General features: G+C 63.5%; 25 protein-coding genes. 9 read left to right on the forward strand and 16 right to left on the reverse strand.

Features of this window, described 5'->3' with window-relative positions; translation table 11 throughout:
* Positions 1 to 435, forward strand: a complete 435-nt coding sequence (locus AC0QUY_RS16805) for a disulfide bond formation protein B (RefSeq protein WP_475387616.1) — start codon at positions 1 to 3, stop codon at positions 433 to 435.
* Positions 436 to 541: 106 nt separating this feature from the next.
* Here the strand turns inward: AC0QUY_RS16805 and AC0QUY_RS16810 are convergent, their stop codons facing one another.
* Positions 542 to 1,249 carry a glutathione S-transferase family protein gene (locus AC0QUY_RS16810; protein WP_475387617.1) on the reverse strand — a complete coding sequence of 236 codons (708 nt, stop codon included), beginning with the start codon at positions 1,247 to 1,249 and terminating at the stop codon, positions 542 to 544.
* An 80-nt stretch (positions 1,250 to 1,329) separates the two neighbouring features.
* On the opposite strand from AC0QUY_RS16810, the gene AC0QUY_RS16815 reads away from it, so the two are divergent.
* Both AC0QUY_RS16815 and AC0QUY_RS16820 read left to right on the forward strand, forming a co-directional pair.
* Positions 1,330 to 2,202 carry an SDR family oxidoreductase gene (locus AC0QUY_RS16815; RefSeq protein ID WP_475387618.1) on the forward strand — a complete coding sequence of 291 codons (873 nt, stop codon included), beginning with the start codon at positions 1,330 to 1,332 and terminating at the stop codon, positions 2,200 to 2,202.
* 21 nt (positions 2,203 to 2,223) lie between these two features.
* Positions 2,224 to 2,853 carry an HAD-IA family hydrolase gene (locus AC0QUY_RS16820; RefSeq protein WP_475387619.1) on the forward strand — a complete coding sequence of 210 codons (630 nt, stop codon included), beginning with the start codon at positions 2,224 to 2,226 and terminating at the stop codon, positions 2,851 to 2,853.
* Between the two features lie 48 nt (positions 2,854 to 2,901).
* Here the strand turns inward: AC0QUY_RS16820 and AC0QUY_RS16825 are convergent, their stop codons facing one another.
* The 3 genes from AC0QUY_RS16825 to AC0QUY_RS16835 all read right to left on the reverse strand — a co-directional run bounded on the left by AC0QUY_RS16825 (position 2,902) and on the right by AC0QUY_RS16835 (position 5,663).
* Complete coding sequence (locus AC0QUY_RS16825) at positions 2,902 to 3,444, reverse strand: 2'-5' RNA ligase family protein (protein WP_161854152.1); 543 nt, start codon at positions 3,442 to 3,444, stop codon at positions 2,902 to 2,904.
* A gap of 78 nt (positions 3,445 to 3,522) precedes the next feature.
* Positions 3,523 to 5,244: a dihydroxy-acid dehydratase domain-containing protein gene (locus AC0QUY_RS16830; protein ID WP_475387620.1), complete on the reverse strand. Its 1,722-nt coding sequence runs from the start codon at positions 5,242 to 5,244 to the stop codon at positions 3,523 to 3,525.
* 68 nt (positions 5,245 to 5,312) lie between these two features.
* Complete coding sequence (locus AC0QUY_RS16835) at positions 5,313 to 5,663, reverse strand: Lin0512 family protein (protein WP_475387621.1); 351 nt, start codon at positions 5,661 to 5,663, stop codon at positions 5,313 to 5,315.
* 172 nt (positions 5,664 to 5,835) lie between these two features.
* Between AC0QUY_RS16835 and AC0QUY_RS16840 the strand changes: the two genes are divergently transcribed.
* Positions 5,836 to 6,402, forward strand: a complete 567-nt coding sequence (locus tag AC0QUY_RS16840; protein ID WP_475387622.1) for a putative glycolipid-binding domain-containing protein — start codon at positions 5,836 to 5,838, stop codon at positions 6,400 to 6,402.
* A gap of 69 nt (positions 6,403 to 6,471) precedes the next feature.
* Here AC0QUY_RS16840 and AC0QUY_RS16845 read toward each other — a convergent pair whose 3' ends face one another.
* The 8 genes from AC0QUY_RS16845 to AC0QUY_RS16880 all read right to left on the reverse strand — a co-directional run bounded on the left by AC0QUY_RS16845 (position 6,472) and on the right by AC0QUY_RS16880 (position 11,871).
* On the reverse strand, positions 6,472 to 7,311 hold the full coding sequence (locus AC0QUY_RS16845; RefSeq protein ID WP_475387623.1) for an NAD(P)H-dependent oxidoreductase: 840 nt from the start codon (positions 7,309 to 7,311) through the stop codon (positions 6,472 to 6,474).
* Between the two features lie 126 nt (positions 7,312 to 7,437).
* Positions 7,438 to 8,154 (reverse strand): IclR family transcriptional regulator, encoded by a 717-nt coding sequence (locus AC0QUY_RS16850; protein WP_475387624.1) that lies wholly within the window; start codon positions 8,152 to 8,154, stop codon positions 7,438 to 7,440.
* Between the two features lie 97 nt (positions 8,155 to 8,251).
* A complete protein-coding gene (locus AC0QUY_RS16855; RefSeq protein WP_161854147.1) occupies positions 8,252 to 8,665 on the reverse strand; it encodes a GFA family protein in 414 nt (137 codons plus the stop codon).
* Positions 8,666 to 8,731: 66 nt separating this feature from the next.
* Positions 8,732 to 9,028, reverse strand: coding sequence for a hypothetical protein (locus AC0QUY_RS16860; RefSeq protein ID WP_475387625.1), 297 nt, complete (start codon positions 9,026 to 9,028; stop codon positions 8,732 to 8,734).
* A complete protein-coding gene (locus tag AC0QUY_RS16865; RefSeq protein WP_161854145.1) occupies positions 9,025 to 9,774 on the reverse strand; it encodes a DUF899 domain-containing protein in 750 nt (249 codons plus the stop codon). Before AC0QUY_RS16865 ends, AC0QUY_RS16860 begins: the two co-directional genes overlap by 4 nt.
* A gap of 55 nt (positions 9,775 to 9,829) precedes the next feature.
* Positions 9,830 to 10,366: an SRPBCC family protein gene (locus AC0QUY_RS16870; RefSeq protein WP_475387626.1), complete on the reverse strand. Its 537-nt coding sequence runs from the start codon at positions 10,364 to 10,366 to the stop codon at positions 9,830 to 9,832.
* A 14-nt stretch (positions 10,367 to 10,380) separates the two neighbouring features.
* Entirely contained in the window at positions 10,381 to 10,719 is a 339-nt protein-coding gene (locus tag AC0QUY_RS16875) for an ArsR/SmtB family transcription factor (RefSeq protein ID WP_161854143.1), read from the reverse strand.
* 66 nt (positions 10,720 to 10,785) lie between these two features.
* Positions 10,786 to 11,871 (reverse strand): adenylate/guanylate cyclase domain-containing protein, encoded by a 1,086-nt coding sequence (locus tag AC0QUY_RS16880; RefSeq protein ID WP_475387627.1) that lies wholly within the window; start codon positions 11,869 to 11,871, stop codon positions 10,786 to 10,788.
* Positions 11,872 to 11,992: 121 nt separating this feature from the next.
* Here AC0QUY_RS16880 and AC0QUY_RS16885 point away from each other — a divergent pair, with 121 nt between their 5' ends.
* The gene (locus AC0QUY_RS16885) at positions 11,993 to 12,448 is read left to right on the forward strand and encodes an SRPBCC family protein (protein ID WP_161854141.1); all 456 of its coding nucleotides are present in this window, start codon (positions 11,993 to 11,995) and stop codon (positions 12,446 to 12,448) included.
* A 32-nt stretch (positions 12,449 to 12,480) separates the two neighbouring features.
* Here AC0QUY_RS16885 and AC0QUY_RS16890 read toward each other — a convergent pair whose 3' ends face one another.
* From AC0QUY_RS16890 to AC0QUY_RS16900, 3 genes are all read right to left on the reverse strand, one after another.
* Positions 12,481 to 13,182 (reverse strand): GNAT family N-acetyltransferase, encoded by a 702-nt coding sequence (locus AC0QUY_RS16890; protein WP_475387628.1) that lies wholly within the window; start codon positions 13,180 to 13,182, stop codon positions 12,481 to 12,483.
* Between the two features lie 36 nt (positions 13,183 to 13,218).
* On the reverse strand, positions 13,219 to 14,196 hold the full coding sequence (locus AC0QUY_RS16895) for an SDR family oxidoreductase (RefSeq protein WP_475387629.1): 978 nt from the start codon (positions 14,194 to 14,196) through the stop codon (positions 13,219 to 13,221).
* A gap of 66 nt (positions 14,197 to 14,262) precedes the next feature.
* Positions 14,263 to 14,790, reverse strand: coding sequence for a MarR family winged helix-turn-helix transcriptional regulator (locus AC0QUY_RS16900; RefSeq protein ID WP_161854138.1), 528 nt, complete (start codon positions 14,788 to 14,790; stop codon positions 14,263 to 14,265).
* Between the two features lie 149 nt (positions 14,791 to 14,939).
* Here AC0QUY_RS16900 and AC0QUY_RS16905 point away from each other — a divergent pair, with 149 nt between their 5' ends.
* From AC0QUY_RS16905 to AC0QUY_RS16920, 4 genes are all read left to right on the forward strand, one after another.
* A complete protein-coding gene (locus AC0QUY_RS16905; RefSeq protein WP_475387630.1) occupies positions 14,940 to 15,614 on the forward strand; it encodes a VOC family protein in 675 nt (224 codons plus the stop codon).
* 78 nt (positions 15,615 to 15,692) lie between these two features.
* Entirely contained in the window at positions 15,693 to 16,094 is a 402-nt protein-coding gene (locus AC0QUY_RS16910; RefSeq protein WP_475387678.1) for a cupin domain-containing protein, read from the forward strand.
* 28 nt (positions 16,095 to 16,122) lie between these two features.
* Positions 16,123 to 16,824 carry a cytochrome c biogenesis CcdA family protein gene (locus AC0QUY_RS16915; RefSeq protein WP_475387631.1) on the forward strand — a complete coding sequence of 234 codons (702 nt, stop codon included), beginning with the start codon at positions 16,123 to 16,125 and terminating at the stop codon, positions 16,822 to 16,824.
* Positions 16,825 to 16,826: 2 nt separating this feature from the next.
* The gene (locus AC0QUY_RS16920) at positions 16,827 to 17,807 is read left to right on the forward strand and encodes a thioredoxin family protein (protein WP_475387632.1); all 981 of its coding nucleotides are present in this window, start codon (positions 16,827 to 16,829) and stop codon (positions 17,805 to 17,807) included.
* Between the two features lie 86 nt (positions 17,808 to 17,893).
* Here AC0QUY_RS16920 and AC0QUY_RS16925 read toward each other — a convergent pair whose 3' ends face one another.
* On the reverse strand, positions 17,894 to 19,105 hold the full coding sequence (locus AC0QUY_RS16925; protein WP_475387633.1) for an MFS transporter: 1,212 nt from the start codon (positions 19,103 to 19,105) through the stop codon (positions 17,894 to 17,896).
* Between the last annotated feature and the right edge of the window lie 67 nt (positions 19,106 to 19,172).

Raw genomic sequence — 19,172 nt, forward strand, 5'->3', positions numbered from 1 at the left:
ATGACCCAGACCCGCGCCATCACGCTGAACGCACTCGGCCTCTACGCGGTCGCGCTGGTGCTGGCGGCGGCCTATGCGGCGCAGTTCATCCTGAATGAGCTTCCCTGCCCGCTCTGCCTGCTGCAGCGAATCCTGTTCGCGGCGCTCGCCGTCGGCCCGATCCTCAATATCCGCTTCGGCCCGCGCCCCAGCCATTATGCGATGTCGCTGCTGGCGGCGGTCGCGGGCGCCGTCGCGTCGACCCGGCAGGTGCTGCTGCACATCCTGCCCGGCGACGCCGGCTATGGCTCGGCGTTGCTGGGCTATCATTATTACACCTGGGCGCTGATCGGCTTCATTGCAGCGATCATCCTGATTGCCGTCGTCATGCTGTTCGACCGGCAGTTCAAGGACGACGGCGCCGTACTGCCGCCCACCGGCGGCGCGTTCGCCTAGATCGCAGTGTGGCTCGTGATCGCGCTGGCGGCAGCGAACGTGGTAACGACACTGCTGGAATGCGGCTTCGGCGCCTGCGCTGATAACCCCGTCGTTTACGAATTGCTCAAGTAGGCCGCTTGGGTATCTCGAGCCCGCGCTGCACCGCCGGCCGGGCCAGCCCGCGCTCCAGCCATGCCGGCACCTGCTTCAGCGTATCGAACGCGACGAGATCGCGCGCACCATAGAAGCCGATCAGGTTGCGCACCCAGCCGAGCATGGAAATGTCGGCGATGGTGTATTCGTCGTCCATGATCCATTGCCGCCCGGCAAGGCGCGTCTCCACCACATCGAGCAGACGTTTGGATTCGGCGACGTAGCGTTCGAGCGGCCGCTTGTCCTCATATTCCTTGCCGGCGAATTTGTGGAAGAAGCCAACCTGGCCGAACATCGGCCCGATGCCGCCCATCTGGAAGTGCAGCCACTGAATGGCCTGGTATCGCCGCGCCGGATCACCAGGCAGAAGCTTGCCGGTCTTGTCCGCAAGATATTGCAGGATCGCCCCGGACTCGAACAGCGCCAGCGGCTTGCCGCCGGGCCCATCGGGATCGAGGATCGCCGGGATCTTGCCGTTCGGATTCAGCGACAGGAATTCCGGCGTCTTCTGGTCATCCTTGCCGAAATCGACCAGATGCACCTCATAGGGCAAGCCGATCTCTTCGAGCATGATCGAGACCTTGACGCCGTTCGGCGTCGGTAACGAGTAGAGCTGAAGACGGTCGGGGTGTTTGGCGGGCCAGCGCTTGGTGATTGGGAAAGCGGAGAGATCGGGCATTAAACTCGTTCTTTTGCTTGGTTTCTGCTGTCAGGCTAATGTACGGCTGATGTCGCATATAACAAGACCTGCTCCGATCCATGACTGACCATCCATCACCATCAAAGCTCGGCCTCACCGACGCGGAGCTTGCGGTTCATCCGACGGTCTTCGCAAGTGATGCGCTGATGGATCAGGTCGTCGTCGTCTCGGGCGGCGCCGGCGGCATAGGACGCGCCATCGCATGGTTATTCGCGCGATTGGGCGCGCATGTCGCCGTAGTCGGGCGCGACGGCGGCAAGCTGGATGCGCTCGTGGCCCAGTTGGCGGAGCGTGGCCTCAAGGCGTCAGCGCATGTCGCGGACATCAGGGAGCCCGATGCGGTCAATCTCCTGTTCGATGCGATCTGGGCTGCGCAAGGCCGCGTCGACGCCCTCGTGAACAGCGCCGGCGGACAATTTCCGCAGGCTGCGATCGATTTTTCCGTGAAGGGCTGGAATGCCGTCATCAACACCAATCTGAACGGCACCTGGTACATGATGCAGGCCGCCGCGCAGCGCTGGCGCGACCACAAGCATCCCGGCAGCATCGTCAACATCGTGGTGGTGACGACGCACGGCCTCTACGGCATCGCCCACACGATTGCGGCGCGGAGCGGCGTGATCGGGCTGTCGCGCGCCGTCGCGGTCGAATGGGCGCCGCTGAACATCCGCGTCAACTGCGTGGCGCCCGGCGCGATCGAGACCGAGGGCTGGAGCGTTTATACGCCGGAGGCACGCGCAGCCTACCCGCGCTCGAACCCGATGATGCGAGTCGGCTCGCCCTGGGAAGTCGCCGAAGCCACCGCCTTCCTCGCCGGCCCTTCGGCCAAATTCGTCACCGGCGAAACGCTGACCGTCGATGGCGGCGGCCAGCTCTGGGGCGAAACCTGGACCACCGGCAAGCCAGCCTATTTCGGCGGCGACGACAAATAACCCGCCGAAAGCCGATCTCCCATGACACGCTATCGCCTCGCCATCTTCGACTTTGACGGCACGCTCGCCGACACGCTTCACTGGTTTCGCGCTTCCTTTCATGACGTGATCGCACGTTTCGATCTCAAACCGGTCACGGCGGAGGAGCTAGAAGATTTGCGCGGGCTGTCCGCGCGGGAAATCATGGCGCGGCTTGGCGTATCCACGTGGCAGCTTCCGGCCATCGTCAACGACATGCGAAAACGCAAGCTCGCCGCGGCGGGTGAAACTTCGCTGTTTTCAGGCATTCCGGAAACGCTGGCCGAGCTTCAGCGCATCGGCATCCAGATCGCGATCGTCAGCTCGGACAGCGAGGCCTCTGTCCGGCAAGTGCTTGGTCCCGTCACCACTCTCGTCACCCGCTTCGACTGCGGCGCCGCGATATTCGGCAAGCACCGGAAATTCCGGCGCGTCGCCCGGCAACTTGGGGTCAAGCCATCGGAGACAATCTGCATCGGCGATGAAATCCGCGATATCGAGGCCGCGAAAGCCGCCGAGATGGATTCGGGCGCGGTGGCCTGGGGCTATGCCCTCCCTTTTGCGCTGCAAGCCGCGGGACCGACGCATCTGTTCAACTCGATTGAAGAGATGACCGAGCGGCTTGCCACATAGAATTAGCGGTGGGCGAAGCTTCCCGCCGCACTTCGCAGCCGGTGGCTGTTATGCCCGCAAGCACCACCGTTCGAGGTGGTGATGGCCCTTCATACTATGGACGAGCACAAACTCGGCGACGGTCCAGGCGACCGGCTCGACCGGGTACTCGTCCACGCTTCGCGCGTCATACAACAGCGTGACATGCGGCGTGAAGTTCGTGTTGGCCAGCCGTCTCAAACCACTTCGCGTCAGCGCAGCAGCGAGCATCTGCCGAAATGACTGCAGCCGGCGTAGTCCCTTCTCGCCGACCAGCACAAAGGGACGATTGCCTGGCCCGCCCCGGAAGCTCGCCGTCCGATCGAACGACACCTCAAACGGCTCCGTCCGAAAATCGGTCGCCGCCTCGCACGCCGCGCAAATCTGGCGATCCGGCAAACCGGTGAGAGAGAACAGCGAGACGTGCAGCCGGTCTGATGCGATGAGCTTGCCGTCAAAGCGATGAGCGCGCTTCAGCACGCTGGCCAGCCGGTGAATTCGCTCCGCCGTGGCTGCGTCCGGAAGTGTCGCGAGGAATAGCCGGCCACTACCACAGCTTGCAAACTTGTCCATGATAAATTAGAACAGATCATGAACATAAGATTGTAGCAAGGCAAGAATACAACTGACCTTTGCCAAATTCCTGTGATCTTACAATACACACCCGTAATGCGCCGATGACACCAGGCGGATGTATTTGTCGTGCACCGAGCCGGGCCGCACCTGCGCCACCGATGCCGGCGCGCGCCAGTCGGCCATGCGGCGCACGATCTCTTCCGCCGGCACCTCGAGAGTAAGGGTCCGGGCGCCGGGATCAATCACGATGGTGTCGCCGTCGCGCACCGCCGCGATCGGGCCGCCGCGCGCGGCCTCCGGCGAGATGTGACCGATCAGGATGCCATGCGAGACGCCGGAAAAACGGCCATCGGTAATCAGTGCAACGTCCTCGCCGAGGCCCCGCCCCTGCAACTGGATCGTCAGCATCACCATCTCGGGCATGCCGGGCCCGCCGACCGGGCCGACATTGCGCACCACGATGACATTGCCCGAGACGATCTCACCGGCGCGGATCGCGGCCATCGTATCGGCTTCGGACTCGAATACGCGCGCGGTGCCGCGAAACTGCCCCTTCTCGAGGGTCTTGCCCGAGAGCTTCAGCAGACAGCTCTCCGGCGCCAGATTGCCCTTGAGGACGCTGATGTGATTGTTGGCCGGCGCGAGCGGTTTCGACACCGGGGAAACGATCCCTTGCGGCGGCATCTGCTCCAGCGTCGGAACATCCGCGAGATTTTCCACCAGCGTCTTGCCGGTCGCCGTCATGACATCGCCATGCAGGAAGCCGGCGCGCAGCAATTCCTTCATGACCACGGGCACGCCGCCAATCGCATGCAGGCTTCCCATCGCAAAGGGACCGTGCGGTTGAAGGTTGGCCAATAGCGGGACGCGCTCACCGACCGCCTGGATGCGTTCGATCGTGATCGGCACTTGGGCCTCGCGCGCGACCGCCAGCAGATGAAGATACATGTTGGTCGAACCGCCCATCGCATAGATGGTCGTGATGGCATTTTCGAACGCGCGCTCGGTCATGATGTCGCGCGGCCGGATGCCGGCCGCCATCAGCCGGTACAGCGCATCGACCGAAGCGCGCGCCTGGGCGCGGACGTCGGCGTGAATGTCACTGCCCGCGTTGTAATCGGCGGGATGAGAGGCGCCGCGCGGCAGCATCATGCCGATCGATTCCGCGATCGTGCTCATGGTGTTGGCCGTGAACATCGCGCCGCAAGTGCCGCTGCCGGGCATCACGTTGCGCTCGACTTCCAAAAGCTCTTCGCCTGACAGGCGGCCCGACTCGTTGGCGGCGCGCGCCTCGGCGTAATCCATGATTGTCAGATTGTTGCCCTTGCTTGCCCACGCCCCGAACGACACGCGGCCGGGCGTGCTGGTGCCGGGATAGAGCACAAGCCCGAAGGCATTGGTGCGCGCCAGCGGCATCAGCGCGGCGGCTCCTGTTTTGTCGCAGCCGGAAATCACGATCATGGCATCGCCGTGATGAGCGTAATGGCCGATCTCGAAGCAATCGGCGACGACGTCGCGCGAAGCGAGACTATAACCCGCCGTCGGCGTGCCCTGGGTCAAGGCATCAGATACCGCCGGCGCACCGACGACCAGCCCCTGCCCGCCGCGCTCGGCGAGGATTTCCACCAGGAGATCGGCGATAGTGCGAACGCGGTTGTTGCAGCGATGGGCGTTGGTCCAGGCGCTGGCGATCGTTACCACTGCATTGGTCTGCGCTGCACGATCCGGATCGAATCCGGCGGCGCGCAACTCAACCCGCCCTCTCTTCCAATAGGTGCTGCTGTCTTGCGTTGTCATGACGTGCTCCAGGTCTTCTCATTGAATGCGCGGACGTCGGCGTCCGGCCTGATTGGCACTGAACGAGGTTAGGCAGTCTTGCCGTCGTCAAAACTGACGATCACGGCGGCATTCGCAATCAGGATGGAGTCACTGCCACTCTCGGCCGGAATTTCCAGCCCACCATTCACCGCCGTTACTTTCACGGTGCCATACGGCAACTCCTTGGCGACCGCCGCAGTATCCACTCCGCTCGGATCCGGCACGGCGATCATGACGTCGACGAACATGTCGTTGGCGGTCTTCCCCAGCATTCGGAAGAAGCCCAAACTGGAGTGGCGAATGGCGTCCGAGACAGCGCGCTTGGCGGCCTTGGTGGCATCGCGACCGTGAACGTCGACACCCATGCCCATTTCGGTGATACAGCGCACACGTGCCATAGCTTTTCCCATACTGTTTCCGTTCAAGTGACAGACATATCAGCCGTTCACGATTCACGCGAGCACAGACGGAGTAAGATTAGCCCGAATGCAACCCGCACCGACCGGTGCGTTGCAGGAACCGATATCGCCTAAAACCGTTCTCGGTGTGGGTGCAATCCGAGGATCAATCGTGCAAGACGGATCCGAGATTCTATTCTGGCGCCGAACGGACGTCACCGGCCTGGAGCGGCTGGCGCTCCACGTTTCCGCTGATGCCGTGTTGGCGGAATCGACCGTAATCTGCGCGGAGGACGGCGGCTTTCGCCTCGACCACCGCTGGAGACTGACGCCTGACTGGCGGGCTCAATCGTTGGACGTGGAGCGATGGGGCCCGGTCGGGCACGCTCACCTCACCCTTGAGCGGACGGATAGCGGGTGGCGCGTTAACGGCCAACATCGTCCCGACCTCGACGGCGCGGAGGAGCCCGACCTTTCGGTCACCCCCTTCTGCAACACTTTCCCTATCCGCCGGACACCTGCCGGCGCCGGACAGAGCCGCACACTCGATACCTGCTTCGTGGATGGCGCAGCCATGACGATCCAGCGCTCCCGTCAGCGATACGACCGTCTCGGTCCAGATCGGGTACGTTACGTAGATCTCGGGGTCTCGGCAGGTTTTGAGGCGGAGCTCGAATTGGATAGGCGCGACCTGGTGCTTCGCTATCAGCATCTTTTCGAACGGATTACCCCTGTCTGACGAGGGCGTTGCGATAAATCGCTGACCGAAAGGCCGCCTGCGCCGAGCCGATCCATCAGCGAGCTTTCCTCATGGGATCGAACCAGTCTCCATTTCTCGCGCCGCAGGGTTGGCGTTATCAAGAATCTCCGTTGGGTCGCCCGGCTGAACCAGGTGGATGCGCGTGCCGCTCGCGCCGGCGCCCAGACCGGGCTTCAAAACCTGCTGACCGTCATAATGTCCGCCATTCTGGGTGCGGTATGCGATTGGCCGGTCGCTGAAGAGGCCCACGATACGGCGCTTGTAGGCCTCGGCGATGGCGGGCCACTCGGCGTCGGTCAGCCTGTCGCTCTGATAGACGGCGAAGGGCGGCATGATCTCCATGCCCGGATAGAAGAGCATGCCATGCTGTATCGGCCACAGCAGGTCGTCGAGCCGCCCATTCACTCCGCGCTCGCCATAGTGCGGCGCGCGGCCGCCGATCGTCACTCGACGCCCGCTTAGAGTACCTTCCCCGTACCGATCGCCCCATCTTTCGCCGCCATGGGCACCGACGCCATACGCAAAGCCGTAGGCGAAGACGCGGTCGACCCAACCCTTCAGGATGGCCGGCATGCCGAACCACCACATCGGAAAACTCAGGAGAACCGCGTCGGCCCACAGGAGCTTCTGCTGCTCCGCCTCGACATCCGGAGTTTGAGTGCCGGTAGCGAAGGCATGACGCGACTCCGCGACATAGCTGAGGCGGTCGGGTTGCGCCTGCTCGAAAAAATCTCCGCGATCGGCGACCGCCTTCCAGTTGGCAGCATAGAGATCGGAGACTTGCACCGCGTGGCCCTGCCCGGTGAGCGTTTCGACCGCCAGATTCATTAGAGCGGTGGTGAGTGATTTCGGTTCCGGATGGGCATGGACGATTAGAACTTTGCTCAAGACGTTGCTCCTGTTGAGGCCTCGCGAAAACGCACGGCGCGGCGCGCTGGCCCCAACATGGTGGGCAAATTCTACAAATGCGAACGATCGAAATCTGAAAACGCCAAATGTTCAGCAATGCTGAACTCAGGCACGCTCGACTTCCTTCATCATCGTCCAAGCCATGTCCGTCAACGCCTGCGGTGACAGGCGTTCGGCCGGCCCGCTTAGCCCGACGCTCGCCCGAACCTCGCCACCCTCACGCCAGGGAATGGCAACGCAATGGAGACCGCGCCGGTAATTCTCGAGATCGAGCGCGAAGCCGCGCGTCGCCACCGCCTTGATCTCGGATAAAATCTGCGGACCGAGCGCGTCGGTACGGCTGGCGAGCACGCGCTTGCCGAGCCCGGGCATGAAGGCAAGGAACACAAGGCCTACCGCCGATCCCTCCAGCCGCTCGCGCACACCGATGGGACATGCACCGGCCTTCAATGCGTGAGACGATTCAATCGCATCGAGATAATAGACTTCGTCACCGCTCGGAACCGCCAGATAGGCCATCTCACCTGTACGCCTTGCGATGGCTTCAAGCGCCGGGCGCAGGCGGCTGCGAAGCGCGCCATCGTCTCCCGCAATCCGCGCCAGATTCAGAATGCGGCCGCCGAGATAATAGCGCGCATCGCCGACGCGGCGGTGCACGTAACCAAGCTCGTCCAGCGTTTTCAGGAGATTGTGCGCGGTCGTCTTGCCGAGCTTCGCCTGCTCGGCAATAAGCTGCAGCCGCGCGGCGCCGCCTTCCTGGGCGATGATTTCGAGGATCGCGGCCGCGCGCTCGATGGATTGAATTAACCTGACTTCCGGCATCACGCGTTCGTTGGTAACAGATACTGTCCGCTAAGATTGGCGTCGCGCAGCCGAACCACAAGTCCATCCATGTTTAAATCTTTGCGCTCATCGCGTGTTACCCCGGCGGCATCTTGTCGAATTTCGTGGCGGCCGGATCGAGATGGTCCCATCGATGGCCGGCGGCAGTCCAGAGCACTTTTTGCGGCTTGTATCGGCTGGGATCGTCGAGGCTTCCTGCGTGGACGATGAAGATCTCGGGAATGCCGGGGAATGTCAGATAGACCGGTGAGCCGCATGTCGGGCAGAAGGCGCGGGACTTGACCGTTCCGCCGTCACCGACCACGTCCCAATGTTTTGCCTCGCCGTCGGCCTTCACGGCTGGTCGTGGGAATGTCAAATAGGAGCCATGGCCGGTGCCGCTCTTGCGCTGGCATTGGCGACACTGGCAGTCGTTCATCTCAATCGGCTCGGCAGAGATTTCATATCGGATCGCACCGCAGGCGCATCCGCCGGTATAGGCGTCGCTCAAGTTCTTTCTCCTTCGATAAAACAACACGGGTGGACCACGATCCCTTCCAATGCGCCGCGGCGCGTCTCATGCCCGGCTTACGCCGTTCTGCGACATCCGCGTGCGGCTGGACATAAGCTTCAGCCACGGCGCCAGATGGAAGGCACTCATCAGCAAATACATCGGGACCATTCCACCGAGAGGTGATGCACTCGCGGTCGAACACAACGCATCCGGTGATCCGCCGCCCAGCACGCCCGTCAGTAGCGCCATTGCCGCGAAGGTCGGCGCGGCCGAGAGATAGAGCGCATTGGCCGCCTGCCGCGCAGCCTCGTTCCGGCGGGGCGCGCCGCCGCCGGACCCGCCGGAGCAGGATTGGCTCATGTCTTTGTACTCGCGCTCTGCTTCCGGAACGCGGCCTCTCCGGCATCCGACACCTCGACCCACCTCTTGTCGGGCGCAGCGCCCTCAACGTAGCTGTCGTGCCAATTCCACCATTTGTAGGTCGGAGTCTGAGGATAACCTTCCGGCGAATCCTCCCACACCTCCTGGCGACCGAGCGGCGTGATGTCGAGGTAGTTCCAGGTGCCTCCCATCTGCTCGTCGCCGCGGTTGTTGATGAAGTAGGTGCGGTAGATCTTGTCGCCGTTGCGGAAGAACACGTTGGTGCCGTGCCACTCGTCCACGCCGAAGTCGGCATCGAAGCTGTCGGTGACGGTAACCCAGGGAATCATCTCCCATCCCATTCGCTTCTTCAGCCGCGCGATATCCGCCTGCGGCGCGCGCGAGGCGAACACGAGCGTGGTGTCGCGGGCGTTGAGATGGGCGACATGCGCGACCTGGTCGGCCACCATCGAGCATCCGCGGCAGGCATGTTCGGGCCAGCCGAACACACCGGGTTCGTAGAACGCCCGGTAGACGATCAGTTGATGGCGGCCTTCGAACAAGTCACGCAAGCTCGCCTCACCGTTGGGGCCCTCGAACTTGTATTCCTTCTCCACCGCGAGCCACGGCATCCGCCTTCGCTCGGCGGCGAGCGCGTCACGGGCGTGGGTCACTTCTTTTTCCTTCGCGAGCAATTGCTGGCGTGCCGCTTCCCATTCCTGCGCCGAAACGGTGTGAATCTGCATGGCTAACCTCCTGTTTGTTGTGATGCTCGTTGCTTGAGTGGTGCGATTTGCGGCATCAGGCCGGCAGACGGGCGTCGTATTCCTTCATGAGGCCGCTCCAACCATCCCAGAACGGCGCCGGCTCTTCACCGCTTGCACGGGCGACCAGGACATCGAGATGCATGTGCCAGCCGGCCATGTGCTTGAGCAGCGTGGCGCGGTCGGGGAAGCGCCGATGGACGATCGTGAGCAGCACGCCCTTGCCTTTCGGCTCCAGTTCGAACGTGACATCACCGGTGCTGTTCCAGGTGATCGACAATTTTCGCGGCGGATCGAATTCGGTAATCCGGCTCTGCATTCGATGCTCGCCGCCGCCGAAGCCGGCCGGGCGCTCGCCGGGCGGGTCCGTCAACTCGTCGTTGCGCCAGACGAGTTCGAGGGGCGCGCCGACCTTCGCATCCATATCGCCTGCGGCCAGCCATTTGCGGCGCAGTTCGCTGTCGGTGAGATAGGCCCAGATGCGCTCGATCGGCCCGGGCAAGAGCCGCTGGATTTTCAGCGTCCTGGGCTCGGGCAATTCGCCATAGGCTTCAGGCTTTCTCGTTGAATTCATCGGTGTCCACTCCTTCACTTCCTGGCCTTCGCCCCGTCTTCTGCCCGCAACAGCGCTTCCAATCGGTCGAGATTGTCGCTCCAGAAACGCTCATAACGCCTGAGCCACGCATCGGCTTCCGCGAGCCGGGCCGCTTCGAGCCGGCACAGATGGGTACGGCCGCGGATCGTGCGTTTCACGAGGCCGGCATTCTCCAGCACCCGCACATGTTTCGAGGCGCCGGCGAAGCTCATGTGGAACGGCGTCGCCAGTTCCCCGATCGTGCGTTCGCGTTCGGCCAATTGTCCAAGCATCGCCCGCCGCGTGGGATCCGCGAGGGCATGAAAAACGGCGTCGAGATTTTGTTCAACCATACGGTTTAATATAGCTGCGCGAGACAAACAGTCAACCGTTCGGTTTAACGTTTTCGTGATCCGGTTTTAGCTATCCGGCACGGTGTAAACGACGCAGGGCGCTTCAATGCCGCGCAGCACATGTGTTCCCAGCGGAACCAGGGTCGCCGTGGTTTCGGCCGCAACCGCACTTGAGATCAGAACTGTCCGGCCGAGCGGGCGGCAAAGCCCTTCGAGTCGGCTGACCAGATTCACCGCGGGCCCGATCGCGGTGAAATCCAACCGGTCAGCCGCACCGACATTACCCCACAGAATTTCACCAAGATGCAGCGCGACGCCGAACGACAGCGAGGGCAGCCCTTGCCCTTTCCGCTCGACGTCGAGATGCGCCATGCCGGCCTTGGCGGAAGCGACGGCGCGTACGGCCGCGTCGCAGGCGTCGCGCGGTCTCTCGCCGACAGGGAAGATCGCGAGCACGCCGTCGCCGATGAATTTCAGCACCTCGCCGCCGAAGGCGTGAACCGAGCCGGCGATGCAGTCGAACCAGGAGCCCAGCGCTTCGATGACGGAAGTTGCAGGCTCCGCCTCGGACAGCGCGGTGAAGCTGCGCAGGTCGGCAAAGAGCAACACCGCCCGAATGGTTTCGCCGACTTCGCGCCGCAGCGGGCCCGCGAGCACGCGCGCAGCGCTGCGCCGGCCGAGATAAGCCTCGAGCGCGACCGACAGCGTTGCGCGCGCCGAGAGGGCGGCGAGTGGCGCTGCGGCAAAGCGGGCGGCCTCGCGCAATCGATTGGCTTCCGCTTCCGTGAAACGGCGCGGTCCGATCCAGCCGAGCAGCGGTCCGCCTTCTCCCGCGCCGACGCTGTCTTCATGCACCGCACCGCCCGCGAGCCCCGCCAACCAGCTCCGCCCCGCATCGCCGGATGAACGCCCTGCCCCTCCCAATCCCGCCGGCGCAAATCCCACCGCCTCGATCACCTCTCCGTTCGCGGCCCGCCACAGCCATGTACGGCGCGCGATGATCGGATGCGGCACGGCAAGCGTCAGCGCCCCGCCGGCAAGCGGCACGCCGTCCGCGATCAGGCGCGTGCCGAGCTCGCTGAGGAACCGCTCGGCACCCGGCGAAGCGCTGGCGGCATCGACCAGCCATGTCAGCGTCGAGCTCAGCTGCATTGGCCGATCATCCGGCAAGAACAATCGATCGTCATCATCGGCACTTGGTAAATCCCCGCGCCGGCATATGTTCTCGTGCGGGTTGCACGATCCGTCATGCCAATGAGCAGCGAGGTTTTCGATGCCAGAGTCGTTTGTGGTCCAGCGCGAGACCCAGATCGCCGCGCCGCGCGCCAGCGTGTTCGCCTTCCTGACCGACCCCGAGAAGATCGTGCAATGGATGGGTAGCGAGGCCGTGACGGAGATGCATCCCGGTGGGCTGTATCTCCTGAAGGGCGTGGGCAGCGCCACTGCGCGCGGCACGTTCCGCGAGGTCGTGCCGGTACATCGCCTCGCCTACAGCTTTGGCTGGGAAGGCAATGATGAGGTCCCGCCGGGATCAGGCCTGATCGAGATCGACCTGATCGAGCACGATGGTGGCACGTTGCTGCGCATGACCCATAGCGGCCTTCCCAGCGCGACGCATCAGGCAAGCCACGCCAAGGGATGGGCGCACTATATTGGCAGGCTGACGCTGGCTGCCGCCGGCCAGGATCCGGGTCCCGATCGCGGCCCGAACGGCACGCGCAACGCGTAAGGATGGCAGCGGTCGAGGCCTTCATCGCCGGACTATCGATCCTCTTTCTTCAACACCGTCACGTGCAGGCGGCGGCGGATTTCCATCCCCTGCCGCCGGTAGAGCGCGATGGCGGAGTGATTGTGGGTGAACACGTGCAGGAAGGGAATTTCGCCACGCTCCACGATCTGGCGCGAGATGGCGGATAGCAGCATCTGCCCATAGCCGCGGCCGCGGTGGGAGGGATGCACGCAGACAGCGGTGATCTCGGTATATTGCGCGGGCTTCATCCGCTCGCCGATCATCGCCACGAGTTGCCCGTCGACGCGGATGCCGAGGAAGGTGCCGAGCTCATGGGTCCGGGTGCTGAACGGGCCCGGCTTGGTGAGCGCGGTCAGCTCGATCATCGCCGGAACGTCGTCGACGCCGAGGGTGACGATGTCGACGCCGTTGGCCGGCGTTTCAAGGATCGTCCCGATCATCTGCTCGCCGGTATCAGCCAGCACGACCTTGAATTCTGCGGGCGGTTTCACGGCTTCCGGCGTGAACAGCACGGCGATGTCGGTGGACGACATCATGGCCGCGAGCGCGGCGAAGTTTTCGGCTGACAGATCCGGCATGTCGGCGAATGGCGTGATGGCCGTTGGATAACGCCGCGCGCGGGCGTCGCCTTCGGCCAACGACTGCTGCGTGGTCGTCAGTGCGGTCCAGATCGGATGATCGAGGGGATGACTGGAGTTGTTGTGAACGGACATCAGGCTGCTTTCATTCGTACTCGATGGCATGCAACCCTAACGGTAGTCGCTGAGGTCCGCCACCTTGCCGCCTTCCCGCACCTCGGCGGTGTAGCGCCAGATGTCGGGCCGCGAGCCGTCAATATCCGTAAAGCCGTAGTGGCGTGCGAGCTCGCCGGAGCTGACTGACTTCTGATTCCACCTCGCGCGATCGCCATCGCCAGCCAGCGCCGCCACGGCGCGGCCGACATAGCGCGGTGATTCCGACAGCGCGAAATCCGGCGGCGCCTGGTGCTTGCCGCCTCCCCGCTCCGTCAGCGCCTCGCGCCAATTCGTTTCAGTGACGCCGAAATTTTGCAGCATCATTTCGGAGCGCAGCCATCCGGGCGTGACCGCTACCGCTGTTGCGCCGTGGGGCGCGAGTTCGTGACCTTGCGAATATGCAAGCCGGTTTACACTCTGCTTGACGAGATCGTAAAACACCGAGATGCGATAATGCGTTGCATTGTAATCGGCAGTGCCGTCGGTGACTTCCACCAGCAGGCCTCCCGGCTGCGCGACCAGCAGCGGCAGCAGGTAATGCGAGGTGACCAGATGCGTCTCGATGCCGAGCCGCAGAATTCGCAAGCCCTTCTGCAAGTCGAGCTTCCAGATCGGCGTATTCCACTGCGGCGGTCCGCCCTTCAGCACTTCGGCGCCCCAGATGTCGTTGACGAGCACATCGATGCGGCCATGCTCGGCACGGATACGCTCAGCCAGCGCCGCGACCTGCGCCGGTTCGAGATGGTCGACGGGAATAGCGATGCCTTTGCCGCCGAGGCTGGTCACGAGTTCGGCGGTCTCCTCGATTGTCTCCGGCCGGTCATAGTCCGACCGCGTTGGTGCATCCGCGCGGGCGCTGCTGCGCCCCGTGCAGATGACCGTCGCGCCGGCCTCGCCGAGCGCTGCCGCAATGCCACGTCCAGCGCCACGCGTCGCGCCTGCCACGACGGCGATACGTCCGCGAAGCGAAGTCTCATGTGACGCAACATTCATCGCACGTTCTCCTTCACTCGCCGCCGTTCGATCATATCGAAGCGCCGATCGAGCGCGTTGTCATGCCTACTCTGCCGTAGCCCTGATCAGATTGTCGCGAAGCGTGACGACGTTTTCCTGCAACCGCGCGAACTCGTCGGGCTTCAATCCGGTCGCGCTCACCAGGTTCATGTGCATGCCCTTTTCGCGCAACCGCCGGCCAGATTCGGTCAGGCTGATGCGCACCTGCCGTTCGTCCGCCGGATCGCGCTGCCGGCGCAAATAGCCCGCCGCCTCGAGCTTTTTCAGGATCGGGGTCAACGTGTTGGATTCCAAAAACATCTTCGCCCCGAGTTCGCTCACGGTCTGGCCGTCCTGCTCCCATAGCGCCACGATCGCGATCCATTGCGGGTAGGTCAGGCCGAGTTCGTCCAGGCCCTTCTTGTAGGCCCGCCCGAAGGCCAGGTTGGCCGAATAGACCGCAAAGCACAGGAAGTCGCCGAGGCGCCGGTCACCCCCGGGCGATTTCGGCTTCGCAGTAGACTTTGAATTGTCTCGGGAATTGTCCCTGGAACCGGACTTTGGGCCGGATCCAGGCGCATCATTGGGCTTCATGGGGTCATCCTTTCCGACACGAACATGTGAAGTCTCGCACCCATATATATCGTATCCGATTAAATCGGAAGGGTTGACAGTCGGCCGATTCAGGCATTTATAGCACGCACACGAATATATCGTACACGATTTAACCAAAGGAGAACGCCATGACCACCACTGCAAACCAAACCTCGAAAGCGCCGGCCGTCGACCTGAAGCTCGAAATCGTCGTTATCCCCGTCTCCGACGTCGAACGCGCGAAGCAATTCTACGCGAAGCTCGGCTGGCGGCTCGACGCAGATTTCGTCGGCCCCGACGACTACCGCGTGATCCAGTTCACCCCGCCCGGCTCCAACGCCTCGGTCATCTTCGGCAAGAACGTCACCTCTGCCGCGCCCGGCTCCGCGCAGGGCCTGTACCTGGTCGTCTCCGACATCGAGGCCGCTCGCAGCGAATTGCTCGGCCGCGGCGTCGCGATCAGTGAAGCGTTTCACGCCGCCGGTGACGTGCACGTTGGCTCGGACGAGCCGTATCTGTTCGGCCGGGTCCGGCTGAGCGGCCCGGATCCGGAACGCGGCAGCTACCGTTCGTATGCCTCGTTCAGCGATCCCGACGGCAATGGCTGGTTGCTGCAGGAAGTCACCGCGCGATTGCCCGGACGCATCGACGGCAGCGGCACCTCGTTCACCTCGTCGGCCGATCTCGCCGCCGCATTCCGCCGGGCGGCCGCCGCCCATGGCGAATACGAAAAGCGGAACGGCGACAAGCACGATGAAAACTGGCCGGACTGGTACGCCGACTACATCGTCAACGAACAGCATGGCCAGCAGCAGGCCGCATGAGCAAGGGAAGCTGTCATCGTCATCGGCGGCGAGCCCGCCGGTGACGGACCTCAAACCAAGGAGCTGAACATGACCACGGTGAAGAAAATGCAATTCATGGCGATGGCGGCGCTTGTCGCTGGAGCCGTTCTGGCGCCGTTGGGCGCGCAAGCGCAGCAGAGCGGGGTCACGCGAACCGATCTGCAGCGGCACGATCTCAGCGCGCCCGGACGTGAGGCCATCCAGGTCAAGGTTGACCTTGCCCCCGGGGTGGCGTTTGGCAAGCACACGCATCCCGGCGAAGAGGTGATTTATGTTCTGGAAGGCCAGCTCGAATATCAGATCGAGGACAAGCCGCCCGTCACGCTGAAGGCCGGCGACGTGCTCTTCATTCCCGCCGGAACGGTCCATTCGGCCAGGAATCCCGGCAGCGTCACCGGGAGCGAGCTCGCCACCTACATCGTCGAAAAGGGCAAGCCGCTCCTCACGCTGGTGAAGTGATAGCCGCGGCCCACGAGGAGAGTCCGAGATGATTGAGATTGCGTTGGCATTTGCGGCCGGCTTGCTGACGGTGGCAGCGCCCTGCATCCTGCCGTTGCTGCCGGTCTTGCTGGGCGCCTCCATTGGCCAGCAAGACCGGCGGCGACCGCTCTTCCTTGTGGCCGGTTTCGTCCTGACGTTTTCCGGTTTTGCGATCCTGTTCGGCTCGTTCTCGACCGTGCTTGGCTTGTCGCACGACACCTTGCGGAAGATCTCCGTCATCCTGCTCGGCAGCTTTGGCGTTCTGTTGCTGTGGCCGCAGCCATACGAGTGGCTGATGGCAAGGTTGAGCGGCCTGCTCTCTTTCGCCGACAGTGTCGTCTCGCGCGCCGGATCAGGCAATGCCAGCGGCCTGGTTGTTGGACTGGCGCTCGGCGTGCTCTGGACACCGTGCGCCGGACCGGTGCTCGGCTCGATTCTCACACTGATCGCAACGTCGGAAAACCTAGCACGCGCCGCGCTGCTGCTCGTCACATACGCAGTCGGCGCCGGCATACCGATCCTGCTGATCGCCTATGGCGGACAATACGCGACCACGCAAGTGCGGAAGCTTGCGCCCTACACCCGCGCCTTGCAGCGAACATTTGGTGCGGCGGTGCTCCTCGTCGCGTTGGCCTTCTACACGCAATACGACAGCATCGTCGCTGTCTGGTTTTCGGAGCTTTATCCGAACCTTCAACTGGGATTATGACTATGCGCAAGATTCTTAGCCTGATCGTTCTTGTGATCGTCGCCGTTCTTGCCATCGCGCAGTTTGGTCCATCAGCACCGCTCAGCCAGGAAACGACGCGGCAGGACTCCCGGCCTGCGCCGGAGTTCTCCGGGATTTCCTCCTGGCTGAATTCGCCGCCGCTGACGACGGAAGGCCTCCGCGGCAAGGTCGTGCTGGTTCAGTTCTGGACCTACTCCTGCATCAACTGCCTGCGCACGTTGCCTTACGTCACCAAATGGCATGAGCAATACAAGGACAAAGGCCTTGTCGTGGTCGGCGTGCACACGCCCGAATTCGCCTTCGAGAAGGAACGTGCGAATGTCGAGACTGCCATCAAGCGTCTGGGCATCCATTATCCGGTGGCACAGGACAATCAGTACCGCACCTGGCGTGCCTTCGGAAATCAGTACTGGCCGGCCGCGTATCTGATCGACAGGTCCGGCACGATCGTCGCGACGCAGTTTGGTGAAGGCGGCTACCAGCAGATGGAAAATGCGATCGCGCGCCTTGTCGGCGATCGCGCACCCGTCGCACCAATGCGCGATCCCGACTTGAGCGCCGTCGCAACGCCCGAGATGTATCTCGGTTCGGAGAAGAACGCTGGCGCCATCGTCGAGACGCAAGGCGCTGCGGGCGGCGAACGGACCTATGCGCTGCCGGACAATGTGCCGCCGAACCGGTTCGCCCTCTCCGGCCTCTGGAACGTGACGGACGATCGCGCCACCTCGTCGGCCGACGGCGACGAAATCCTGCTGCGCTTCAATGCACCCGAGGTCAATCTGGTCGCTGGCAGCCTGTCGCCGCAAACATTGTCCGTGACCGTCGACGGAACGCCGCAGCCGCCGGTCACGGTCGATGGAAGCCGGCTTTATTCCATCTACAGCGGCCCCGGTGGCGAGCACGTGTTACGGCTGAAAGCGCCCAAGGCCGGTCTCAGCGCCTACAGCTTTACGTTCGGCTGAGTGCGCTCTCGGAGACATGGATTGCTTCATCGCTTCGCTCCCTTGCGCAAACGCTTCGCGTTTGTCGCAGGCGATGACAGCGAGACTCACGCCGGCGCCGGCACAGCCCGTGCCACCGGCACCGGCCGGAACGTCATCATGATCAGGAACGCGCCGAGGCCCATGATCCACGAGCCGATATAGAGCCAGGCGTAGCTCGCAAAGGTGTCGTAGATCAGACCGCCGGCGAGCGGCCCCGTCGCCATGCCCAGGCTGCCGGCCATCGCCGTGCCGCCGATCACCGTGCCCATCATACGCAGCGGAAAGTTTTCGCGCACCAGAACGGCGTAGAGCGGCATGGTGCCGGCATAGAGGAAGCCGAACAATGCCGCGACGGCGTAGAACGCGGCGAGCTCGCTCACGAAAACATAACCGAGCGCGCCGAACGCCTGCGCCAGCAGACCGAAGACAAGCACGCGCTTGGCGCCGAAGCGGTCGCCGAGCAGGCCGAAGGCGATGCGGCCGCCCATCCCCGCCAGACCCTCGATGCTGTAGATGGTGACGGCGGCGATCATCGGGATGCCGCAACTGATGGCATAGCTCACGGTGTGGATGATCGGGCCCGAGTGCGTCGCGCAGCAGAAGAAATTCGTCAGCAGCAGGATGATGAATTGCGGCGAGCGCAGCGCTTGCGCGAGCGACATCTCCGGCTCTGCCGAAGCGCTGGTCGGCGCGGCGGCCTTGCTTTCGAGCGCTGGCGCGCGGCGCACCAGAAGCGAGACCGGGATCATGATCGCGGCGACAACAAGGGCCACGATCTGCATCGAGGTCCGCCAGTCATGGTTCGAGACCAGCCATGCGGCGAGCGGCGACATGGTCATGGGCGCCATGCCCATGCCGGCGGAGACCAGCGACACCGCCAGGCTGCGATGGGTATCGAACCAGCCGGTGACGGTCGCCATCATCGGCGCGAAGATCGCAGCCGCGGCGCCGCCGACCATCAGCCCGAACACGAACTGAAATACGACCAGCGATGTCGCGACGCTGGCGAGCCCGAGGCTCGCCGCCAGCACGACCGAGCCGGTCAGCACCACCGGCAGCGGCCCGAGCCGGTCGGACAAGGTACCCCAGATCATGCTGGTGAAGGCCATCGCGAGGAAACCGATGGTCATGGCGCTGGATATGCCGGTCACCGACCAGCCGGTATCGCGCGCGATCGGCTGCAAAAACACCGGCAGCGAGAACATGCCACCGATCGCGACACAGCCGAGCAAGCCGCCGGCCGCGACGATGACCCAGCGATAGCGTGCGTTTTCCATTCCTTGACCTCCAGTTTGACGTTCTCTGGGTCCAAGACGAATGGGATGGGCCGAAAGCTACAGGCCG

The sequence above is a fragment of the Bradyrhizobium sp. WYCCWR15520 genome, assembly GCF_056174665.1.